Origin of the sequence: Acidovorax sp. LjRoot117 (assembly GCF_964252695.1) — a bacterium.
Taxonomy (GTDB): Bacteria; Pseudomonadota; Gammaproteobacteria; order Burkholderiales; family Burkholderiaceae_C; genus Acidovorax.
On sequence record NZ_CAXUPO020000003.1, the window covers coordinates 183553 to 203331 of the forward strand.

Below are 19779 nucleotides of genomic sequence, written 5' to 3' on the forward strand. Positions count from 1 at the left end.
ATACCGAAATGTGCACACCCCATTCATAATGGATATGCTCTCAACCATGCCCTCCCCCACCCAGAGCGCCCCTGCACCGCCCCTGGCCAGCCGCATCTCCCACCGACACATCGAAGTCTTCCGCGCCGTGATGACGGCGGGCGGTGCCACGGGTGCGGCCGACCTGCTGCACAGCTCCCAGCCCACCGTGAGCCGCGAACTGGCGCGGCTGGAGTCCTTGCTGGGCTACGCGCTGTTCGAACGTGCCCAGGGCCGCTTGCGCCCCAATGCCCGCGCGCTGGCGCTGTGGGACGAGGTCCAGCGGTCCTGGCAAGGGCTGGAGCGGGTGGTGGACCGCGCAGTCGCCCTGGGGCGCGACGGCGCAGTGCAACTGTCGGTGCTCTGCCTGCCCGCACTCGCCCATGCGCTGCTGCCCGCTGCGGCCGCGCAGCTGGTGCAGACCCACCCGGATACCCGACTGGCGGTCACGCCGCAGGAATCACCGCTGCTGGAGGAATGGATGAGCGCCCAGCGCTTCGACCTGGGCCTGTGCGAGCAGACCGCCGCACCGCCCGGCACCAGCGCCGAAGTGCTGCTCACGCTGGATGAGGTGGCCGTGCTGCCCGCAGGCCATGCGCTGGCGCACCAGGCGGTCCTGCAGCTGCAGGATTTCGCCGGCCAGCCGTTCGTGAGCCTTTCACCCGACGACCCCTACCGCCGCCAGATCGATGCGCGCTTTGCCGAAGCAGGCATCACCCGCAGCCAGCGCGTGGAAACCCACAGCGCTGCCGCCGTCTGCGCCATGGTGCAGCACGGCCTGGGCGTGGCCATCGTGAACCCGCTGACGGCCCTGGCCGAGGCGAGCGACCGGCTGGTGGTGCGACGGCTCGGGTTTTCGATCCCGTTCAGCGTGACGGCGCTGCGCCCTTTGTACCGACCACCGCAGCCCGAGCTGGAGCCCATGCTCGACGCCCTCCGGCAGCAGGCCGAAGTCCTTGAGAAGCAGTGGGCGCGGATTGCCTAGTGCCAGGCCCGAGCGCGGCAAAACGGCAATCCCGTAATCTCGATGCAAAGCCGTGCGTGGCCCCGCGCAGGCACCCAGTCTTTCTCACCAGGCCAAAACCCATTGCTATTCTTTAAATAGCACAAAATCCACTATAGGCAAGCGGTATAGGCGTTTTTCCCCTGAATCAGGGCGGCGTGAGGCTGCGCACCTTCACCGCCAGGCGCTCCTGCACGGAAGGCGACACGAATTTGACCACCTCACCACCCAGCACCGCGATCTCGCGCACGAAGGTGCTGCTGATGAACTGGTACTTGTCGCTGGGCGTGAGGAACACGGTCTCGACCTGCGGCATCAGGCTGCGGTTCATGCCGGCGAGCTGGAACTCGTAGTCGAAGTCGGTCACCGCCCGCAGGCCGCGCACCATGGCCTTGCCGCCGCGCGCCACCACGAAGTCGCGCAGCAGGCCCGAAAAGGCTTCCACCTGCACCTGCGGGTAGTTCTTGACGGCTTCCTGGACCATGTCGATGCGCTCTTCCAGCGAGAACAGGGTCTTCTTGTGGTGCCCCGCCGCCACGGCGACGATCACGCGCTCGAACAACTGGGTGGCCCTGCGCACCACGTCTTCATGCCCCAGCGTGATGGGGTCGAAGGTTCCGGGGTATACGGCGAGCACGTTCTGGGCCATGGCTGGTTGTCTCCTGTCTGGCGAATGACGTTGGCCCCGGCCTCTGGAAGCCAGGGCTCCCGGGGCCTGCCGGGCCGCGTGCGCGCATTATGCAGTGCAGTGCAACATGAAACGGGGCGGGTGCTCTGTGGTCCCCCACCTGTCCACCGCCACAGGACGGCGCCTCAGTGACGTCAGGCCAGCTCAGGCCAGCGGCTGCCCACCCGGCGCCAGCAGCATCAGGCGCGCCACCAGCGCCACCAGGTCCTGTTGGCGCACCGTGCGGGTCTTGAACAAAAGCGCACTGAGCTGCGTGCGCACGGTGGTGATGCGCACCCCGCGTGCATCGGCAAAGTCCTGCGGCGTCTGCCCGCGCATCAGCGCCTGCAGCAGGTCCGCCTCTGCCGGGCTCAGGCGATACGCCTGGCGCGCCAGCGCCACCGCCGCCTCGCAGCCCAGGCTGCGCTGCATCACCACCCAGGCCACGCCCGGCGCCTGCTGCAGCATGCCGAGCGATGCCAGGTCGCTGATCGACAACGCGACCAGCAACAGCCCGCCGTCGAGCTCCACACAGCCACTGTGCCCCTGCAGCGACTGCACGAACAGTGCGCGCAGGGTCGGGTCGGCCGTGCTTGCCAAGAGCGGGCCGCGCTGCAGCGTCTGCAGCAAGCCGCCTTGCCCTGCCCCAGCCCAGAGCGCGCGCACCCGGGCATTGGCGTGCAGCAGCCGGCCAGCGGTGTCGAAGAACAGGATGCCCATCGGCATCTGCTCCATCAGCGCCTCCATGCCGCGCGTGCGCGCACGCAGGGCCACCATCTCTCGGTGCAGGTAGGCGGCGCGCTGCACGGTGGCGAATTCCGCCTCGAAGCGGGCCACCTCCTCGCGCGAGAAGCCCTCGTCGTCGCCCTGGCGGAACATCGACATGAACAGATTGCCCACCGGGCTCGACGCGCCCTGGCTGCCCCCGAACATGCGCGTGCCGATGCCGTATTGCCGCAAGAAGTCGTTGTAGATCTCGGTGCGGCGAAAGCCCCGCGTGGCCTCCAGCGGCGCATCGGTGGCCACCCAGACACCCGACAGCCCCATGCGCGCACGCCGTGCCATGGCGTCGTCCCAAAGCGGGTCGCTCAGCCGGTAGTGCGTGGCGTAGCGCTGTGCGGCTTCGGGCGTGACGCCCATGGCCAGCAGCGCGGGAGCGCCGTCGCTCGACGGCGACTGCAGCCAGTAATCCACCTCGGGATGCGCGGCAAACTGCGCGCCCCATTGCGCCAGTTGGTCCAGCCCGCTGGCCAGGAAGGCACCGCCCAGCAGGTCGGCACGAAAGCTCGCGGCGTAGCCCGACAGCGCCTCGCTGAAACGCTCGCCGTCGGCCACCGAACCCATCAGATTGCCCAAGGCAGGATGCAAGGGGAAGTCCTTGTGAAAAGGGGCGGATGCTAGGCACATCCGCTGCAGGCGTCATCGTCCATATGAATGATGTTGCGGCGCAGCACCGACTCGTTCACCTGGCGGATGGGCGGCGGACACAGGCGTTTTTACAGTCCCGCCAAGCTGCAGTCAAACCGGGCTGCGGCCATGTGTGACCGTTACTTTTCATCCAGCTGCCCATGAACCTCCATCGCCCATTGTTCCGCCTCGCCCTTGCCAGCCTTGCGCTGGCAGCGCCCCTTGCCGCGCAAGCGCAATGGGCCGTCATCAACCCGATCAGCCAGCCTGCAGGCCAGTTCACCATCACCTGTACCGACTACCCCATTCCCTCCAGCCAGCAAGTTTGCGCGGTCACGCCGCCGCCTTCCGCAGCGGGGGGCACCGTCAGCGGCAACTGTGGCGGGCAGTTGCGCCTGCCGACGACCCGCTCCAGCCCAATACCTGGCTCTACCAGGTAGGCCCTCGGCCGGCCAACCCGCCCACCGCCACCTGCGATCTGCGGGTCACCGCAGCGCCCACCGCTGGCACGGCGGCCATCCCCACGCTGAGCGAATGGGCGCTGATCGTCATGGCGCTGGTGGCCGCAGCCGTGGGCCTGGGAGCGCTGCGCCACAAGAGAATTTAAGGTCATTCCCACCTGCCGGCGCGCACCCAGCAGGCGCCAGCAGCCATCAAAAAAGGAGCACTCCCTGGTTCTACCGGCGGGCACCAAAACATCGATGCGACGGGCACACGGGCACACGGGCACACGGGCAAGCGTCGGGGCTTTTCACATCATTCACCTGAACGATGCCAAGCACGGGCTCGCCGCCCTACGATGCGCAGCCCTTGCCTTGATGCCCCACCCGTGACCTCCCTCACCACCGACGCGATTTTCGACACCCCGCAGTGCCTGAACTGCACCGCCCTGCTCACCGGCCCCTACTGCGCGCAGTGCGGGCAAAAGAAGGCCGGCCGCATGGGCGCGGCGACGGTGCGCAAAGAGGCATGGGCCCGGTTTCGTTGGTTTGAATGGGAGGTGATCCGCCACGCCCTGCGCGTGCTGCCGCAGCCAGGCACGCTGGCGCGCGAATACGTGCTCGGGCAGCGCAAGGACCATCCGCACCCGCTCACGCTGCTGTGCCTGGCCATCGGCCTGCTGCTGATCGTGCTGGGCCACACCGATTACCTCAAGCCCGAATTTCCGAGCGAGGCCGCCGCCAGCATGTATGCCCTGGTGAGCGCCTATTCGAAGTGGTCGTTTTCGCTGGGCGCGGTGGCCGCATTCGCCAGCGCCTGGCTGCTGTTTCGACGCCGGCTGGGCTACAACGCCACCGAGCTGCTGACGCTGGCGCTGTACTGCCAGTCGGTGTTCATCGCGCTGCAGATGGCCAACCAGTTGCCCCTGGTGCTGGCGCATTCGCCCGCCCTGCTCAAGTGGCACAAGCAGTGGTCTCCCTGGTACATGACCGCACTGCAGGCTTTGGCGTTCATGCTGGCCCTGCGGCAGTTCTACCTGCTCGATGTGCGGCGCGACGCGGTGCGTCTGCTGCTGGCCGGCGCGCTGTTCGCCGTGCTCAAGTGGCAGGCGACGGCGCTGTATGCCCGCGGCATGGTCGAGATCGTGCTGTGGCAGATGGGGCTCTAGGGATCCTCTGCACGCATCGAGCTGCCAAGTGTGCGCTGCGGATCGGGATGGCGTGCAAGGCGCAAAACGCAGCCATAGCCGTAGCTATTGCGAGTATTTGCAACGCCGCAGGCCGCCCGAGACCGCAGATGCACACGGCGCGATGATTCGTGTAGAGGGTCCCTAGGGATCCTCTGCACGAATCGAGCTGCCAAGTGTGCACTGCGGATCGGGAAGGAGTGCAAGGCGCAAAACGCAGCCATAGCCGTAGCTATTGCGAGTATTTGCAACGCCGCAGGCCGCCCGAGACCGCAGATGCACACGGCGCGATGATTCGTGCAGAGGGTCCCCAGAGCGTGCGGCGATCGCGCCGGACGGCGCAGGTTCGGCACGCACGGCCGCCACAACGCTCCTCAAGACTTCATGAAATGTGTGAAAAGTCCGCCACATCATTCACCTGAATGATGTGACTGCGAGCCTGCCGCTCCTACCATCCGGCGCATTCATCGACACAACCGGGGAGCGCGCATTGAGCAGCAAGGATTGGCATGGGCAACAGCTCGGAATTGCAGGGTTCGAGACCCTGATGGCCGAGAGCCTGGAAGCCCTGGGCGAGCCCGACATGGCGCCGCGCCTGCTGCGCCACCTGGGCGAGGCCCTGGGCAGCCACAAGCTCGTGCTGTTTTGCCCGCTGCCCGGCGAAGGCGACCCGCTCGCGGCCAGCCAGTGGGGCATGCCCGACGACTTTCTGCAGCGCTACGCCGACCTCATCCAGGTGAAGGACGCCTGGAGCGACGCGCTGGAGCGGCAGCACGAGCAGGCGCTGGCACGCGGCGGCTCCCTCAGCCAGCAGCTGGTGGCCACCAGCGCGCTGAAAAAAAGCGCGTTCTACGCCGACTATCTGCGGCCCCTGGGCATCGACGCCATGGTCAACAGCATCGTCGAAGCGTCGCCCGAGTGCGGCATGCACGTGCTGGCGCTGTACAACGAACTGGGCCAACCCGAATTCACCCCCGCCCAGTTCGCCCAGTTGCGCGCGGTCACGCCCTGGGTGCGCAGCCTCATGCGCGCCCAGCGCCGCCTGCGCCTGGCCGAGCGCCACACCGCCGCGCTGGAGCGCACGCTGGACCAGTTGCCGCTGGGCCTGCTGCATGTGAACCCCCACGGCACGGTGCGCTACCTGAACGACCACGCTCGCCACTGGCTGGGCGTGCAGGACGATTGCCGCGTGCTGCTGCGCCATGCCACGGGCTGGCATGCGCGCCAGCCGCTGCAGCTCGCCCAGGTCCACGCAGCCTTGCCGCCGCTGCTCACGGCCTGCCTGAGCACACGCACACCGGTGTCGGCACGCCTGCAGACCCCGCACCACCACGCGCTGGTCGCCCTGGCCGCGCCCCTGCGCGGCCAGCCGGGGGCGGCACTGCAAGACCCGCTGGTGCAGTTCGTTCTGGTGCCGGAGACCGTGCAGGACACCCAGGCCGCGATGCCCGTGTGCAGCGCGCTGTACGGCCTCACGCCCGCTGAAGGCGCGCTGCTGCCGCTGCTGCTGCAGGGCATGACCCCGCGCGAGATGGCCGACAACCAGGGCGTGAAGATGCCCACGGTGCGCACCCAGCTGGCCAGCCTGTATGCCAAGACGGGCACCCGCGGCCAGACCGAACTGGCCCAGCGCGTGCTGCGCGTGGCGGCCCTCGTCCAGCCCTGAATTTCCATCCCTCTCATTCTCCATACATATCCCAGACCCAGGAGCCTGACCGCATGAATCACATCCCCACCGCCAACATCCGCCCCGTCGCCATCGCCTGCGCCGCCCTGCTGGGCCTGGCCTGCGCGGGCGTCGCACTGGCGCAAAAGGCCGCCGCCACCGCGGGCCCCAAGCCCACCAAGGCGCAGCTCGTGGCCGAGCTGGCCGCCACGCTGCAGGCCTGCTCGTACGACGGCAGCCCGGTGGCGTTCTCGCCGCCTGACCTGTCCAAGGGCGGCGGCACCGGCAAGCAGGTGGTGGCCGAGATCATGAAATACACCGGCCTGCCCGCCAACTTCGTGGTGGTGGAAGGCCAGGTGCCCAACGCGGCGGCCGTCATCATGCAGGGCCCCGACAAGGTGCCGCGCCGCGTGATCGCCTACAACCCGTCCTTCATGGGCGACGTGATCCGTGCCACCAAGGCCAACAACTGGGCGCCCGTGAGCATCATGGCGCACGAGATCGGGCACCACCTGTCGGGGCACACGATCGTGCCCGGCGGCAGCCAGCCGCCCATCGAGCTGGAATCGGACAAGTTCAGCGGCTTCGTGCTGTACAAGATGGGCGCGCCGCTCAAGGACGCGCAGAACGCCATCGCCACGCTGATCCCCGAGAAGGACGGCGAGACCCACCCCGGCCGCCGCAAGCGCCTGGCCGCCATTGCCGCAGGCTGGACGGAAGCCTGCGAGCTGCAGGGCGGTGGCGCTGCATGCCAGGGCGGCACCCCAGGCGGCAAGTCGGTCGCCGTGGCCCAGGGGCCTGCGCCAGCGGCCACTCCTGCGCCTGCAGCGACCGCAGCCACCCCAGCACAGACGACAGTCGCCAAGCCCGCCCCTGCACCCGCCAATGCCCCTGCCATTGCGGCAGCGCCCGCACCGGCGCCCGCCGCCACGGCAGCCGTGGCCCAGGTCCTGCCCAAGGCAGACGCCAACGCCCTGCCCTCCAAGGGGGTCCAGTTCATCTACGACGAGTTCGGCATCCTCGACCCTGCGATCCGCGCACAGTTCGAAAAGCAGATGCACGACCATGCACAGAAGACCGGCGTGGAGATCGTCACCCTGCTGGTGAAGGACCTGAACGGCAAGACCGCCGAGGAATACGCCCAGGCCATGATGCGCCAGCTGCGCGTGGGCAAGCTCGACGTGGGCAACGGCGCCGTGCTGGTGGTCGCCCCGGAGCAGGGCCAGGCCGCGGCCGTGCTGGGCGCGGGCGTGGCACTGGACATGGGCAGCCAGGACAAGGCTGCCCAGCTCGACCGCTGGATCAAGACTGCCTGGACCCTGTGCAAAAAGAAGAACGCGTGCGGCAACTGGACGGAAAACCTGATGCTCGCGGCCGACCACATCCGCCGCGACACCAGCCATTCGGACTGGACCATCGCCTACAGCTCTCTGGGTGACCTGCAAAAAACCGATGCCGCCGAGAACGGCAAGGTGACGGACCCCAAGCAAAGCAAGACCTGGCGCAAGATCACCCGCCTGTCGGGCACCGTGGAAAACCTGGCACCGCCCGCTGGCGTCAAGAGCGCCTGGGTGAACGAGGCAAAGTTGAAGGCCGGCACGAAAGCCGTGCTCATGCGCAGCGCCGAGGGCCTGACCACCATGCTCTACATCGACCCACGCACCGAGGCCCTGATGCCCGGCGGCAAACTCGAGCAGGGCAAGACCTACACCGTGATCGCGCGCGCGGCCGGCCTGTCGTGGAACCCCAAGGACACGCAGTCGCTGGACCTGCTGAGCTACGCGGTCACGGAGTGACCACCGGCATGCGCACCACCACCTTGGCCATGGCGCTCACCGGCGCCGCCAACCTGCTGCCCGCGCTGTTCTTCATGTTCACCGTCCTGCTGGGCAGCAACGGCCTCAACTCCACACAGGGCGCCCGCCTGCTGGGCACGATGGCACTGCTGCTGGCGCTCATCTGGATCGCGGGCCTGTTCCTGGCCCGGCACATGGCGCAGTGGGGGATGGAGCGCGGCTGGTCGGGCCTGGCCAGCGTAGCGGCAGCTGGCACATGCGCCGTAGCGGTCTATACCGTTATGGCGGTGCTGGCTACGTTCATGGTGCTGCTGTGGGTGGGTGCATGAACGAGTGCCGCCGCATCCCGCAATGCGGGCACCAACGCCTGGGCTATATGAAAAGCGACAACCTTTCCCAACCCACCATGCTCCGCACCCTGCACACCATCACCCTCGCCCTGCTCATGGCCTCCAGCGCCGCCCACGCAGCCGAGCACTTCTGCGCCAGCCCACCGCCCACCCGATCGACAAGGCCCTTAGCGCTGCGTCCGCGCGCAGCGGTGGCGTGACCGTCGAACTGCACGACGCCCAGTCCGCCGCCTATGCGGCGTGGGACAAGGAGCTCAACCGCATCTACGCCCAGACACTCAAGGCCGCAGGCCCTGCCCGGCGTGATGCGCTGCGTGCGGCGCAGCGCGCATGGCTGGCTTTCGACACCGCACAGGGCCAATGGGACGTCGCGATGCATGCCGACCAAGGCAGTTCGGCCGCCCTGAACATTGGCGGGGCCGCCCTGGAGCGCCGGCGCGCCCGCGTGTGCGACCTGAGCCGCGACCTGCAAAGCCTGAAAAATGAATGAGCGGCCTGCTGCCCGCCGAGCCCTGCTGGCCGCGTGGTGCGCACTGCTGGCCCACCCAGGCCGCGCCCAGGGCGGCGCACGCGTGTGGCTGCGCATCCGCAACGACTCCCATGAACCCTTCGAGCAAGTGTGGCAGGGCCTGCCCACCCACGGTACCGCCGTGGCACTGGGCCCCCTGGCCCCGGGCCAGACAAGCCGCTGGCACGCCCTGCCGGCAGAGCCTGCCGCGCACTACCGCAAGACGCGCATCCAGCTGGCCCGGCGCCAGATCATCCACGTGAACGATGGTGCCTACCCCGATGGCCGGGCCACACTCGCTGCCAACCACCGCTACACCTTGGCCTACGCACTGACCGACCGCGGACTGGCACTGACCGTGATCGAAGAAGGCACCCGGCCGCCAGATACAGCCTCACAGTCCTGATTGCCCCTGAAAGCATAGGTATTTGCGCACTGCAGACAAGCGCAAGCAGCACTGGAGACGCCACATTCCACGACCGTACGAGACACCACCCCAACCGCAGCAGTGGGACCTGGCGCGCGGAGCACGACAAACGATTGCGCAGAGCAAAATTTTGCGTGAGGCCGTGACGTCGTACACATCGGCCCAGCTCGCCTCCACCACACACCGTAAAGTCTGGAAGCCCAACGCTGGGGCGCTTCAACCCCCACCAGACGCCAGATCGCCACGAACGACGAGCGGACCTATTCAGGTGCTGACCGCTCCCCGGCGCAGCAAGTGCGCGTGCACCGCCCCCGCCTTCAGATGCCGGTGCACCACCAGACCCCAATCCGCCAGTTCCTCGTCCACCCACACCCGCGGTGCTTCCAGGTAGATGTGCCCATCGGCCGCCACGGCGCGTGCTGCGGCCTGCAATGCCTTGCCGAAGATATCGCTGCCAAACGGGGGGTCGAGCAGGATCAGGTCGAGGCTACCGGGGCCGGCCTGTTGCAGCGCGGACAGGCCGTCGCCGCGGGTCACGCGCACGGTGGTGGCCTTCAGACGCTGCTGCTGGGTGTTCAGCTGCGCGACCAGGGCGGCATCGTTTTCGACCAGTTGCACGGCTGCGGCGCCGCGCGACGCGGCTTCCAGGCCCAGGGCACCGGTGCCGGCGAAGGCGTCCAGGCAGCGCCAGCCGGTCAGGTCCTGGCCCAGCCAGTTGAAGAGCGTTTCGCGCACGCGGTCGGGAGTGGGCCGCAGGCCCGGGTGGCGGGCCACGGACAGGCGGGTGCGCTTCCACTGGCCGCCGATGATGCGGATCTCGCCCGCGCCCTTGTGCACCACGGCAGATGCGGCGGGGTCCTTGGGCGTTTTCTTGGTAGGCGCTGGCGCAACTACACCGGCCTTGCCGCCAGCGGGTCCGCCACCGGGCAGGATGCGCGACAGTGCGCCTGGGCGCAGGGTGGAGCGGCTCATGGCTTGCCTCCCACCACCACGGTCACCATGCGCTCGGGCTGCAGCTTGCGGGCCATGGCGGCGCGCACTTCGGCCACCGTGAGGGCATCGACCTTTTGGGTCCACTTGTCCAGGTAGTCGAGCGGTAGGTCGTTCCAGGCGATGTTGGCCACGTTGCCCAGCAGCTTCTTGTTGCTGTCGATGCGCAGCGCAAAGCCGCCGATGAGGTTGTCCTTGGCCGCGCGCAGCTCGGCCTCGGTGGGGCCTTCGGCCACGAAGCGGGCGATGACGTCGCGCGAGACCTTGACGGCCTGGGCCGCCTGGTCCGGGCGGGTCTGCAGGCCCACGGTGAAGGCACCGGCATGCATGCCGGCCGCAAAGTAGCTGTACACGCTGTACGAGAGGCCGCGCTTTTCCCGCACCTCGTTGGTCAGGCGCGATACGAAGCCACCGCCGCCCAGGATGTGGTTGCCCACCAGCAGCGCGATGAAGTCCGGGTCGCGGCGCTGAAAACCGGGCTGGCCGATCAGCACATGGGCCTGGGCCGACGCGAACGGGATGTTCTGCTCGGCCGGCGCAGCCAGCGCGTTGATCTCGCCCACCGCTGGCAGCGGCGCACAGCCCGACGTGGCGGGCAGGCGCGAGAGCAGCGTGGCCACCAGTGTCTGTGCCTGTGCACGCGAGACGGCGCCCACGATGCTGACCTTGGCGCGGCAGGCCGCGATGAGCTGGGTGTGGAAGGTCTGCATGTCCGCGATGTTGACGCGGGCGAGGCTCTCTTCGGTGGTGCGCCGGCCGTACGGGTGGCTGCCGTACACGGCCGAGGCGAACGCGTAGCCCGCCACGGTCGCCGGACGCGTGTTGGCTTCCTTCAGGCTGGCGGTCCAGCGTGCGCGGTCGCGGGGCCAGACATCGGCGGGCCAGCTGGGCTCGCCGATCTGGCGCGCGGCCAGGCGGGCGGCCTTGTCGAGCAGTGGCGGGTCGGTGAGCGAACGCAGGGAATAGTGCAGGACGTCGTTCTCGGCGCCGGCTTCGAAGTTCGCGCCCAGGTCGGCCCACGCCTCGCCCAGGCCGTTTTCGTCCAGCGCGGGCTCATTGCCCGCGGCCTTGACGCCCTTGGACGCCATGGCGGCCACGGCGCTGGCCAGGCCCTCCTGCCCCGCAGGGTCGCGGCGGCTGCCGGCATCGAAGTCGATCTGCACGTCCACCATCGGGATGACCGGGCTTTCGACCAGGTAGATCTTGGCGCCGTTGGCCTCCGTCCAGTGCTGGATGGGCAGCAGAGCCCAGGCCGGGCTTGAAGAAAAAATTGCTCCAGCGCTTATCAGACAAGCGCGAGCAGCTATATTTTTGATAGTAATCATGTGCAATGGCCCCAGTGCGGGTTCAACGGATCACAGCGCCGGGCGGCAGTGTGGGGCGGGGGCGGGGTCCATCCAGCGGCTGCGGCAGCAGCGTGCCGACGGTCAGTTGGTCGTCGCCGAAGTACTTGGCGGCCACGGCCTGCACCTGCGCGGGCGTCACGGTGCGCAGCAGCGCCAGCAGGCGCTCGTTGGCGTCGAGCGGAAAGCCCTGGATCCAGTTGCCGCCCAGCTCCTGGGCCTGGTTCATGACGGAGTCGCGCTCGTACACGGTGGAAGCGATCCACTGCGTCTTGACGCGTGCGAGTTCGGCCTCGCTCACGCCGTCACGCGCCACGCGGGTGACTTCGGCGCGCAGCGCGTCTTCGACCTGCTGCGCCGTCTTGCCCGCAGCCGGCACGCCGCTGAGCATGAACAGGCTGGGACCGCGGCCCGTGACCATGGCGCCGCTGTTGGCACTGTCGGCCACACGGTTCTCGCCCTGGGTCAGGGCGCGGTCCAGGCGGGCGCCGTCGTAGCCGCTGAACACGGCCGACAGGACCATCAATGCCAAAGCGTCGTTGTCGGCGTCGGTGAGCTTGTCCAGCCGCTCCAGGCTGGGCGTGCGAAACGCCAGCGCCACGTAGGCCTGCTCCGCAGGGGCCTTGACGGCGATGCGGCGCATGCCCTGCTGCACGGGCTCGATGCGCGGCTTGCGCTCGGGCAGCGCATGGGCGGGGATGCTGCCGTAGTACTTTTCGGCCCACGCGCGTACCTTGGCGGGCTCCACATCGCCGGCCACCACGACCACCGCATTGGTGGGCGTGTACCACTGGCGGTAGAAGGCGCGGGCGTCGTTGGGGGTGAGCGCATCCAGGTCGCTCATCCAGCCGATGATGGGGCGCCGGTAGGGCGATGCGATGAAGGTGGTGGCAAAAAGCTGCTCGGACAGCATGGCCCGGGGCTGGTCTTCGGTGCGCAGGCGGCGCTCTTCCTTCACCACCTCCAGCTCCTTCTTGAACTCCTCGTCCGGCCACTGGTTGTTGGCAAACCGGTCGGACTCGAGCTTCATCACGTCTTCGAGCCGGTTGGACGGGATCTGCTGGTAGTAGCCCGTGTAGTCGCGGCTGGTGAAGGCGTTCTCCCTCCCGCCCAGGGCCGCGACGCGGCGCGAGAAGTCGCCGGGCGGCAGCGTCTTGGTGCCCTTGAACATCATGTGCTCGAGCACGTGGGCGACGCCCGTGACGCCGTCGACCTCGTCCATGGAGCCCACGCGCACCCACACCATGTGCACCGCGGTCGGCGCGCGGCGGTCCGGCTGCACGATGAGCTGCATGCCGTTTTTGAGCGTGAACAGCTCTGCGCCAGAGGCCGTACTCGACGGCGTGGCGGGGGTTGGGACAGCCGGGGTGGTCGCCGCAAAGGCAGCCCCGGACGAGAGGCAGGCCACCAGGGCCAGGAGGGTGAAAGCGCGTTTCATAGAATGGCTGATTCTAAGAACCCGCCAATGTTCAGTTTTTTCAAGAAAAAGCCCTCCCCAGAGTCCACCCCGGCCCCGGAAGCCGCCGCACCTGCGGACGCGCCCCCGGCCACAGCCGCGCCGACGCCGCCCATCGCCCCCACAGCCCCTGTAGCCGCGCCCGTGCCATCGTCGTGGCCTGCCGCGCCGGCCACCCAGGCTCCGGCGCCGGTGCCCCCCGTGCCCCCGGTCGCAGCACCGGCCCCGTCGGCCTTTGGCTGGCTGCGCAATCCCTTCGGCAACAAGGCGGCGGAGCCTGCACCCGCGGCACCGGCAGCCGTACCGGTGGCTGCACCTGCAACCGCACCTGCAACCGCACCCGCACCGGTATCTGCTCCTGCGGTGGCACCTGCAGCCACACCGGTGTTTTCGCCCGTCCCGGTGACGCCGTCGGTGCCCGCACCGGCGCCTGCGCCCACGTCACTCCCCACCTCACCTCCCGCGCTGTCCCCCGCGCTTCGGGTACCAGCACCTTCGCCGTCCATCCCGGCACCAGCCCCGGTGCTCGCCCCCGTGCCGCCCGCGCCTGCCCTGACGCCCGCACCGGCACCGGCCCCCGCCGTCGCGCCGCCACCGGCGGAACGCACGGGCTGGCTCGACCGCCTCAAGTCCGGCCTGCGCAAGACCGGCACCAGCATCACCACGGTCTTCACCGGCACGCAGATCGACGATGCGCTGTATGAAGAACTGGAAGAAGCCCTGCTCATGGCCGACACCGGCGTCAAGGCCACCACGCACCTGCTGCTGGACCTCAAGCGCCGGGTGAAGGAGGCCAAGGCCACCGATCCCGCCGCGGTCAAGGGCTTGCTGGCGGACGCCTTGGCCGACCTGCTGCGCCCGCTGGAAAAGCCGCTGGTCATCGGCGAGTTCACGCCCACCGTGATCATGGTGGCGGGCGTCAATGGCGCGGGCAAGACCACGTCCATCGGCAAGCTCACCAAGCACCTGGCCGACGAAGGCGCCGCCGTGCTGCTGGCCGCGGCCGACACCTTCCGCGCCGCAGCGCGTGAGCAGCTGGGTGTCTGGGCCGACCGCAACACGGTGGAGATCGTGAGCCAGGAAGGCGGCGACCCCGCTGCCGTGAGCTTCGATGCCGTGACGGCCGGCAAGGCACGCGGCAAGGACGTGGTGCTGGTGGATACGGCCGGCCGCCTGCCCACGCAACTGCACCTGATGGAAGAGCTGAAAAAGATCCGCCGCGTGGTCACCAAGGCCGATGCCACGGCGCCGCACGAGGTGCTGCTGGTCATCGACGGCAACACCGGCCAGAACGCGCTGGCCCAGGTACGGTCCTTTGACGATGCCCTGCAGCTCACCGGCCTGATCGTGACCAAGCTCGACGGCACGGCCAAGGGCGGCGTGCTGGCCGCCATCGCGCAGGAGCGCCCCATCCCGGTGTACTTCATCGGCGTGGGCGAGAAGCTGGAAGACCTGGAAACCTTCAACGCCCGCGAATTCGCGCAGGCACTGCTGAACTGACCCTGGCACCACGCTCCGCCCGACACCATGGCCCCGCCCCGGGGCCATTTTCACGTTTACGGATCCCGGCAATTCCCCCATGATGGGGCTTTCCCCTTCTGGAAGAAGCGTGCGGAAGGCCCATGTTCATTGAGCTGGTCAAAGGTCTCGCCCTGTTGCTGGCTCTGTGTTTTCTGCACAGCACCAGCATTCGCCTGTGGCGCCAGCACCCACTGACCGGGCAGGCCGTCTCCGGCGTGTTGTTCGGCGGCATCTGCGTGGTCGGCATGCTGACCCCCGTGGTGCTGATGCCGGGGGTGATCTTCGACGCGCGGTCGGTGGTGCTCAGCATGGCCGGCCTCTTCGGCGGCCCGCTGGTGGCCTGCATCGCCGCCGCCTTGGCCGCGGCAGGCCGGCTGTGGCTGGGCGGCGGCGGCACCGCCGTGGGCCTGGCCAGCATCGCGCTGTGCACGGTGCTCGGGCTGCTCTACCGTGAAGCCCGCACGCGCGGACACCTGAGCGTGAAGCCGCTGCCGCTGGCACTGTTCGGGCTGCTGGTGCACGCGGCGCTGCTGGGCGTGTTCCAGTGGCTGCCAGCCGCGGTGGTGGCGCGTGTGAACGAGACGCTGGCGCTGCCCTTCTTGCTCACCTTCACGCCTGCCACGGTGGCGCTGGGCCTGCTGCTGCGCGACGTGGAGCAGCGCCTGGCCACCGAACGCGCGCTGGCGGGCAGCGCCGCCCGGCTGCGGGCCATTGCGCATGCGATCCCGGACGTGCTGCTGGTGCTCGATGCACAAGGCCGCTATGTGGAGGTCTTGTCGCCCGACGATGCGGCGCTGGCGGCCCGCCCGTCGCACCTCATCGGGCAGCGGCTGCATGACGTGCTGCCCGCCGGGCAGGCAGACAGATTCCTGCACCTGGTCACGCAGACACTCGCGTCGGGCCAGACACACAGCATGGAGTACGAGATGCAGACGTTGTCCGGGCTGCGGCATTTCGAGGGGCGTGCGCAGCCACTGGGCGTGACGGTGAGCGGCCAGCCGGCGGTGGTGTTCCTCGCGCGCGACATCACCCACCGCAAGCAGGCCGAGAGCGCGCTGCGCGAGTCGGAACTGCGCTTTCGGTCGCTGCTGCGCAACATACCGTCCATCTCGGTGCAGGGCTACCTGGCCGACGGCACCACGAGCTACTGGAACCAGGCCTCCGAGCACCTATACGGCTACACGGCCGAAGAGGCGCTGGGCAGCAACCTGCTGGACCTGATCATCCCGCCGCCGATGCGCGAGGCGGTGCGTCAGAACGTGCAGCAGATGTTCGCCACCGGCGAGGCCATCCCCGCGGGCGAGTTGCAACTGCGCCGCAAGGACGGCACGCCCGTGCACGTTTTCTCCAGCCACGCCTACATCCACGTGCCCGGCCAGCCGGCCGAGATGTTCTGCATCGACATCGACATCTCGGGACGCAAGGCCGCCGAAGACGAGGCGCGGTACCTGGCGTTCTACGACGCGCTGACCCAGTTGCCCAACCGCCGCCTGCTGGTGGACCGCCTGCAACAGGTGCTGGCCAGCGGCGCGCGCTCGGGCCTGACCACGGCGGTGCTTTTTGTGGACCTGGACAACTTCAAGACGCTGAACGACACCCGCGGCCACGAGGTGGGCGACCTGCTGCTCAGGGACATGGCCGACCAGCTGCGCCGCTGCGTGCGCGAGCAGGACACCGTGGCCCGCCTGGGCGGCGACGAGTTCGTGGTGGTGCTGCAGGCGCTGAGCAGCGATGCAGCGGAGGCCGCCGCACAGGCGCGCACGCTGGGCGAGCAGATCCTGGCCCAGTTGCGCCAGCCCTCGGTCCTGGCAGGCCACGAGCACCATTTTTCGGCCAGCATCGGCATCACGCTGCTGCGCGGTCACCAGGACTCGGTGGACGAAGTGCTCAAGCAGGCCGACATGGCGATGTACCGCGCCAAGGATGCCGGGCGCAACACCCTGCGGTTTTTCGACCCCGACATGCAGCAGGCCGTGAACCGCCGCGCCCAGCTGGAAACCGAGCTGCATGCGGGCCTGCGGCAGTCGCAGTTCCTGCTGCTCTACCAGCCGCAGGTGGACAGCCACGGGCACGTCATCGGCGCCGAAGCCCTGGTGCGATGGATGCATCCGGTGCGCGGCATGGTGCCGCCGGCGGAGTTCATTGCGCCGGCCGAGGAGTCCGGCCAGATCGTGCCGCTGGGCCGCTGGGTCTTGCAGACCGCGCTGCGCCAGCAGGCGCTGTGGCGCGCGCACCCCGCACTGGCCCGGCTGGCGCTGGCCATCAACGTGAGCGCGCGGCAGTTCCTGCAGGACGACTTCGTGGCCCAGGTGCTGCAGCTGCTGCAGGACACCGGCGCGGACCCCACGCGCATCAAGCTGGAGCTGACCGAGAGCCTGCTGCTGGACAACGTGGACAGCGTGATCGCCACCATGCGCGCCCTGAGGGCCCACGGCGTGGGCTTTTCGCTGGATGATTTCGGCACGGGGTACTCGTCGCTGAGCTATCTCAAGCGCCTGCCGCTGGACCAGATCAAGATCGACCAGGGCTTTGTGCGCGGGGTGCTGCAAGAGCCCAACGACGCGGCGATCGCACGCTCCATCATCGCGCTGGCAGGCAGCCTGGGCCTGGACGTGATCGCCGAAGGCGTGGAAACCGTGGCGCACCACGAGTTTCTGCTGGCGCACGGCTGCCGGTCCTTCCAGGGCTACCTGTTCGGGCGGCCGCTGGCGCTCGATGTGTTCGAGCGTCAGGCGCGCGAATCATCGTTGCCTGGCTGATTTGCACCTCGCAAGCCTTGCTCCCCGGCCAGCGCCCGGCGCCGCACAGTGCGCCCGGCCACAAAAAAAGCGCCCGAGGCGCCTTTCTTGTCAGCGGGGCCAGAGCCCAGCCATTACATCGCGCTGATTTCGCCCGACGAGATCTGGCCTGCGCGCAGAGCCTGGGCAGCCTGGGCCTGCACGGCAGCGCGGTCAGCGGTGGACTTGTAGGTCACCACGCGGGAGCCTGCGGGTTCGATGCTGCGGGTCTGGGCGACGCTGGTCGCTTCAGCAGCCACTTCGGCGCGGGTGCGGTTGGTGTCGAACTTGGCGGCGAACTGAGAAGCATCGGCTTCGTCAGCGTGGGCGCCGAAAGCAGCGAAAGCGGACACAGCGGCGATGGAGAGGAAGCGTGCGGTCTTGTTCATGATGGAACTCCTGTGATGCGGTGAATAAGGATGAGGATCGAAAGTACCTAGGTACTCAGTGATACGGGGCGCTGAATCGATTGGATTCAGATCAACCCTGCTCACCCGAAGGGATCTGGCCGGTGCGCACAGCGTCAGCAGCCTGGGCACGCACGGCAGCGCGGTCGGCGGTGGATTTGTAGGTCACGACGCGGGAGCCTGCGGGCTCGATGCTGCGGGTCTGGGCGACGGTGGAGGCTTCGGCAGCCACTTCAGCGCGGGTGCGGTTCGTGTCGAACTTCGTGGCGAATTGCGAAGCATCGGCTTCGTCAGCGTGGGCGCCGAAGGCAGCGAAAGCGGACACAGCGGCAATGGAGAGGAAGCGTGCGGTCTTGTTCATGATGAAAGTCCTTGAAGTTGAAAGCGTCTCAATAAAGCCGGTACAAAAACCATTCTTGAACCGGGTTCGGTGAGTCGCCTTGCGGGTTCGGCTCATCGATGGGTTGAACTGTACGCCGGTGGTGTTCAAAGAAAAACCGCTTGGTCGCGAACTGACTGTTCTGTAAATGGCAACAATCGCTTTTCAGCACCGAATACACGCAATGAACGCAGGAATCATCGAAATTTTGTTCTTTTAGCCGCACACAATGCAGCAATAGGACTCCTTTTCAAACACCCTCGCAGTGATTGGCCGGGCGTTGTAGTTTTCATAAATTCCATATGAATCAATGGCCTGCGTGCGAATTGGCCGACATCCGCGACGCATGCCGCCCTACCCATGGCTGCCTGCATGCCATGGCACGATGGTTGAACAACCAGAGGGAACTTGGGGCTTAGCACTCGATCAGAACGAGTGCTAATATTCACGGCTTAGAGGAAAGGATTCCTGGAATGAACATTCAGTATGGAACCGCGACGACGACTTTGGCGCCTTCCAACCCTTGGGCGCTCGTGCCCCCGCTGGGCAATTTGGACGCCTACATTTCGGCCGTCAACCGCCTGCCGCTGCTGACCCCCGAGGAAGAGCAGACCTACGCCCGCCAACTGCGCGACCACAGCGATGTGGACGCTGCCGGACGCCTCGTGATGTCGCACCTGCGCCTCGTGGTGTCGATCGCTCGCCAGTACCTCGGCTATGGCCTGCCCCATGGCGACCTGATCCAGGAAGGCAACGTGGGCCTGATGAAGGCCGTCAAGCGCTTCGACCCTGAACAGGGCGTGCGCCTGGTGAGCTACGCCATGCACTGGATCAAGGCCGAAATCCACGAATACATCCTGAAGAACTGGCGCATGGTGAAGGTGGCGACCACCAAGGCCCAGCGCAAGCTGTTCTTCAACCTGCGGTCCATGAAGCAGGGTTTCAAGGCAGACGCTGCTGCGGCCGATGCTGCGACCCACCGCGACACCCTGTCGGACAGCGAGATCAACGCGGTGGCCGCGCAGCTCAACGTCAAGCGCGAGGAAGTGATCGAGATGGAAACCCGGATGTCGGGCGGCGACGTGCTGCTGGACCCGGCTCCGTCGGACGACGGCGAGCAGGCGTTCGGCCCCATCGCCTACCTGGCCGACGCTTCGCACGAGCCCACCGCCATGATCGAGTCGCGCCAGCGTGACGCGCTGGCCACCGACGGCATCGCCACGGCCCTGGAAAGCCTGGACGACCGCAGCCGCCGCATCGTCGAAGAGCGCTGGCTCAAGGTCAACGACGACGGCACCGGCGGCATGACGCTGCACGAGCTGGCGGCGGTCTACGGTGTGAGCGCCGAGCGCATCCGCCAGATCGAAGTGGCTGCGATGAAGAAGATGAAGAAGGCACTGGCTGAATACGCATAAGCTTCCGCACCGTTAGCCAGAG

General features: G+C 67.9%; 19 protein-coding genes. 12 read left to right on the forward strand and 7 right to left on the reverse strand.

The annotated features are described in order from the left end of the window. Positions 1–46 precede the first annotated feature (46 nt). Complete coding sequence (locus ACSQ3D_RS10465; protein ID WP_436126835.1) at positions 47–1003, forward strand: LysR family transcriptional regulator; 957 nt, start codon at positions 47–49, stop codon at positions 1001–1003. Between the two features lie 166 nt (positions 1004–1169). Here the strand turns inward: ACSQ3D_RS10465 and coaD are convergent, their stop codons facing one another. After that, positions 1170–1670 (reverse strand): pantetheine-phosphate adenylyltransferase, encoded by a 501-nt coding sequence (coaD, locus tag ACSQ3D_RS10470; protein WP_056161593.1) that lies wholly within the window; start codon positions 1668–1670, stop codon positions 1170–1172. Positions 1671–1853: 183 nt separating this feature from the next. Then, positions 1854–3056, reverse strand: coding sequence for a helix-turn-helix transcriptional regulator (locus ACSQ3D_RS10475; protein WP_235507216.1), 1203 nt, complete (start codon positions 3054–3056; stop codon positions 1854–1856). A gap of 364 nt (positions 3057–3420) precedes the next feature. Here ACSQ3D_RS10475 and ACSQ3D_RS10480 point away from each other — a divergent pair, with 364 nt between their 5' ends. From ACSQ3D_RS10480 to ACSQ3D_RS10515, 8 genes are all read left to right on the forward strand, one after another. Beyond that, entirely contained in the window at positions 3421–3702 is a 282-nt protein-coding gene (locus tag ACSQ3D_RS10480; RefSeq protein ID WP_436126836.1) for an IPTL-CTERM sorting domain-containing protein, read from the forward strand. Positions 3703–3924: 222 nt separating this feature from the next. After that, positions 3925–4704, forward strand: a complete 780-nt coding sequence (locus tag ACSQ3D_RS10485) for a hypothetical protein (protein WP_436126837.1) — start codon at positions 3925–3927, stop codon at positions 4702–4704. Between the two features lie 508 nt (positions 4705–5212). Continuing rightward, complete coding sequence (locus ACSQ3D_RS10490; protein ID WP_436126838.1) at positions 5213–6388, forward strand: helix-turn-helix transcriptional regulator; 1176 nt, start codon at positions 5213–5215, stop codon at positions 6386–6388. Positions 6389–6441: 53 nt separating this feature from the next. Beyond that, positions 6442–8184: a TPM domain-containing protein gene (locus ACSQ3D_RS10495; protein WP_436126839.1), complete on the forward strand. Its 1743-nt coding sequence runs from the start codon at positions 6442–6444 to the stop codon at positions 8182–8184. An 8-nt stretch (positions 8185–8192) separates the two neighbouring features. Beyond that, positions 8193–8513, forward strand: coding sequence for a hypothetical protein (locus ACSQ3D_RS10500; protein WP_436126840.1), 321 nt, complete (start codon positions 8193–8195; stop codon positions 8511–8513). Between the two features lie 77 nt (positions 8514–8590). Beyond that, a complete protein-coding gene (locus ACSQ3D_RS10505; protein WP_436126841.1) occupies positions 8591–8734 on the forward strand; it encodes a hypothetical protein in 144 nt (47 codons plus the stop codon). Beyond that, positions 8731–9024, forward strand: a complete 294-nt coding sequence (locus tag ACSQ3D_RS10510; RefSeq protein WP_436126842.1) for a lysozyme inhibitor LprI family protein — start codon at positions 8731–8733, stop codon at positions 9022–9024. The genes ACSQ3D_RS10505 and ACSQ3D_RS10510 overlap by 4 nt, the downstream gene beginning before the upstream one ends. After that, positions 9017–9448: a hypothetical protein gene (locus ACSQ3D_RS10515; RefSeq protein ID WP_436126843.1), complete on the forward strand. Its 432-nt coding sequence runs from the start codon at positions 9017–9019 to the stop codon at positions 9446–9448. The genes ACSQ3D_RS10510 and ACSQ3D_RS10515 overlap by 8 nt, the downstream gene beginning before the upstream one ends. A gap of 285 nt (positions 9449–9733) precedes the next feature. Here ACSQ3D_RS10515 and rsmD read toward each other — a convergent pair whose 3' ends face one another. From rsmD to ACSQ3D_RS10530, 3 genes are read right to left on the reverse strand one after another with little or no spacing between them, the layout of a single operon-like run. Beyond that, positions 9734–10441 carry a 16S rRNA (guanine(966)-N(2))-methyltransferase RsmD gene (rsmD, locus tag ACSQ3D_RS10520; protein ID WP_436126844.1) on the reverse strand — a complete coding sequence of 236 codons (708 nt, stop codon included), beginning with the start codon at positions 10439–10441 and terminating at the stop codon, positions 9734–9736. Continuing rightward, positions 10438–11784 (reverse strand): M16 family metallopeptidase, encoded by a 1347-nt coding sequence (locus ACSQ3D_RS10525; RefSeq protein WP_056417998.1) that lies wholly within the window; start codon positions 11782–11784, stop codon positions 10438–10440. The genes rsmD and ACSQ3D_RS10525 overlap by 4 nt, the downstream gene beginning before the upstream one ends. A 22-nt stretch (positions 11785–11806) precedes the next feature. Next, positions 11807–13240 (reverse strand): M16 family metallopeptidase, encoded by a 1434-nt coding sequence (locus ACSQ3D_RS10530; protein ID WP_396503826.1) that lies wholly within the window; start codon positions 13238–13240, stop codon positions 11807–11809. A 381-nt stretch (positions 13241–13621) separates the two neighbouring features. Between ACSQ3D_RS10530 and ftsY the strand changes: the two genes are divergently transcribed. Together ftsY and ACSQ3D_RS10540 are read left to right on the forward strand one after the other, a co-directional pair. Next, a complete protein-coding gene (gene ftsY / locus ACSQ3D_RS10535) occupies positions 13622–14758 on the forward strand; it encodes a signal recognition particle-docking protein FtsY (RefSeq protein ID WP_436127201.1) in 1137 nt (378 codons plus the stop codon). A gap of 122 nt (positions 14759–14880) precedes the next feature. Further along, positions 14881–17538, forward strand: a complete 2658-nt coding sequence (locus tag ACSQ3D_RS10540; protein WP_396503827.1) for an EAL domain-containing protein — start codon at positions 14881–14883, stop codon at positions 17536–17538. A 113-nt stretch (positions 17539–17651) separates the two neighbouring features. Here the strand turns inward: ACSQ3D_RS10540 and ACSQ3D_RS10545 are convergent, their stop codons facing one another. Together ACSQ3D_RS10545 and ACSQ3D_RS10550 are read right to left on the reverse strand one after the other, a co-directional pair. Beyond that, complete coding sequence (locus tag ACSQ3D_RS10545) at positions 17652–17945, reverse strand: hypothetical protein (protein ID WP_056167760.1); 294 nt, start codon at positions 17943–17945, stop codon at positions 17652–17654. Positions 17946–18036: 91 nt separating this feature from the next. Further along, positions 18037–18324 carry a hypothetical protein gene (locus ACSQ3D_RS10550; protein WP_056415001.1) on the reverse strand — a complete coding sequence of 96 codons (288 nt, stop codon included), beginning with the start codon at positions 18322–18324 and terminating at the stop codon, positions 18037–18039. Between the two features lie 491 nt (positions 18325–18815). On the opposite strand from ACSQ3D_RS10550, the gene rpoH reads away from it, so the two are divergent. Then, positions 18816–19757, forward strand: a complete 942-nt coding sequence (rpoH, locus tag ACSQ3D_RS10555) for an RNA polymerase sigma factor RpoH (RefSeq protein ID WP_056417989.1) — start codon at positions 18816–18818, stop codon at positions 19755–19757. Positions 19758–19779 lie beyond the last annotated feature (22 nt).

Bases quoted from the DNA above. Each gene is read 5' to 3' on its own strand.
- rsmD (WP_436126844.1), bottom strand. From the start codon at position 10,441: ATGAGCCGCTCCACCCTGCGCCCAGGCGCACTGTCGCGCATCCTGCCC.
- ACSQ3D_RS10500 (WP_436126840.1), top strand. From the start codon at position 8,193: ATGCGCACCACCACCTTGGCCATGGCGCTCACCGGCGCCGCCAACCTG.
- ACSQ3D_RS10530 (WP_396503826.1), bottom strand. From the start codon at position 13,240: ATGAAACGCGCTTTCACCCTCCTGGCCCTGGTGGCCTGCCTCTCGTCC.
- ACSQ3D_RS10515 (WP_436126843.1), top strand. From the start codon at position 9,017: ATGAATGAGCGGCCTGCTGCCCGCCGAGCCCTGCTGGCCGCGTGGTGC.
- ACSQ3D_RS10545 (WP_056167760.1), bottom strand. From the start codon at position 17,945: ATGAACAAGACCGCACGCTTCCTCTCCATCGCCGCTGTGTCCGCTTTC.
- ACSQ3D_RS10525 (WP_056417998.1), bottom strand. From the start codon at position 11,784: ATGATTACTATCAAAAATATAGCTGCTCGCGCTTGTCTGATAAGCGCT.
- ACSQ3D_RS10495 (WP_436126839.1), top strand. From the start codon at position 6,442: ATGAATCACATCCCCACCGCCAACATCCGCCCCGTCGCCATCGCCTGC.
- ACSQ3D_RS10540 (WP_396503827.1), top strand. From the start codon at position 14,881: ATGTTCATTGAGCTGGTCAAAGGTCTCGCCCTGTTGCTGGCTCTGTGT.
- ACSQ3D_RS10465 (WP_436126835.1), top strand. From the start codon at position 47: ATGCCCTCCCCCACCCAGAGCGCCCCTGCACCGCCCCTGGCCAGCCGC.
- coaD (WP_056161593.1), bottom strand. From the start codon at position 1,670: ATGGCCCAGAACGTGCTCGCCGTATACCCCGGAACCTTCGACCCCATC.
- ACSQ3D_RS10550 (WP_056415001.1), bottom strand. From the start codon at position 18,324: ATGAACAAGACCGCACGCTTCCTCTCCATTGCCGCTGTGTCCGCTTTC.
- rpoH (WP_056417989.1), top strand. From the start codon at position 18,816: ATGAACATTCAGTATGGAACCGCGACGACGACTTTGGCGCCTTCCAAC.
- ACSQ3D_RS10505 (WP_436126841.1), top strand. From the start codon at position 8,591: ATGCTCCGCACCCTGCACACCATCACCCTCGCCCTGCTCATGGCCTCC.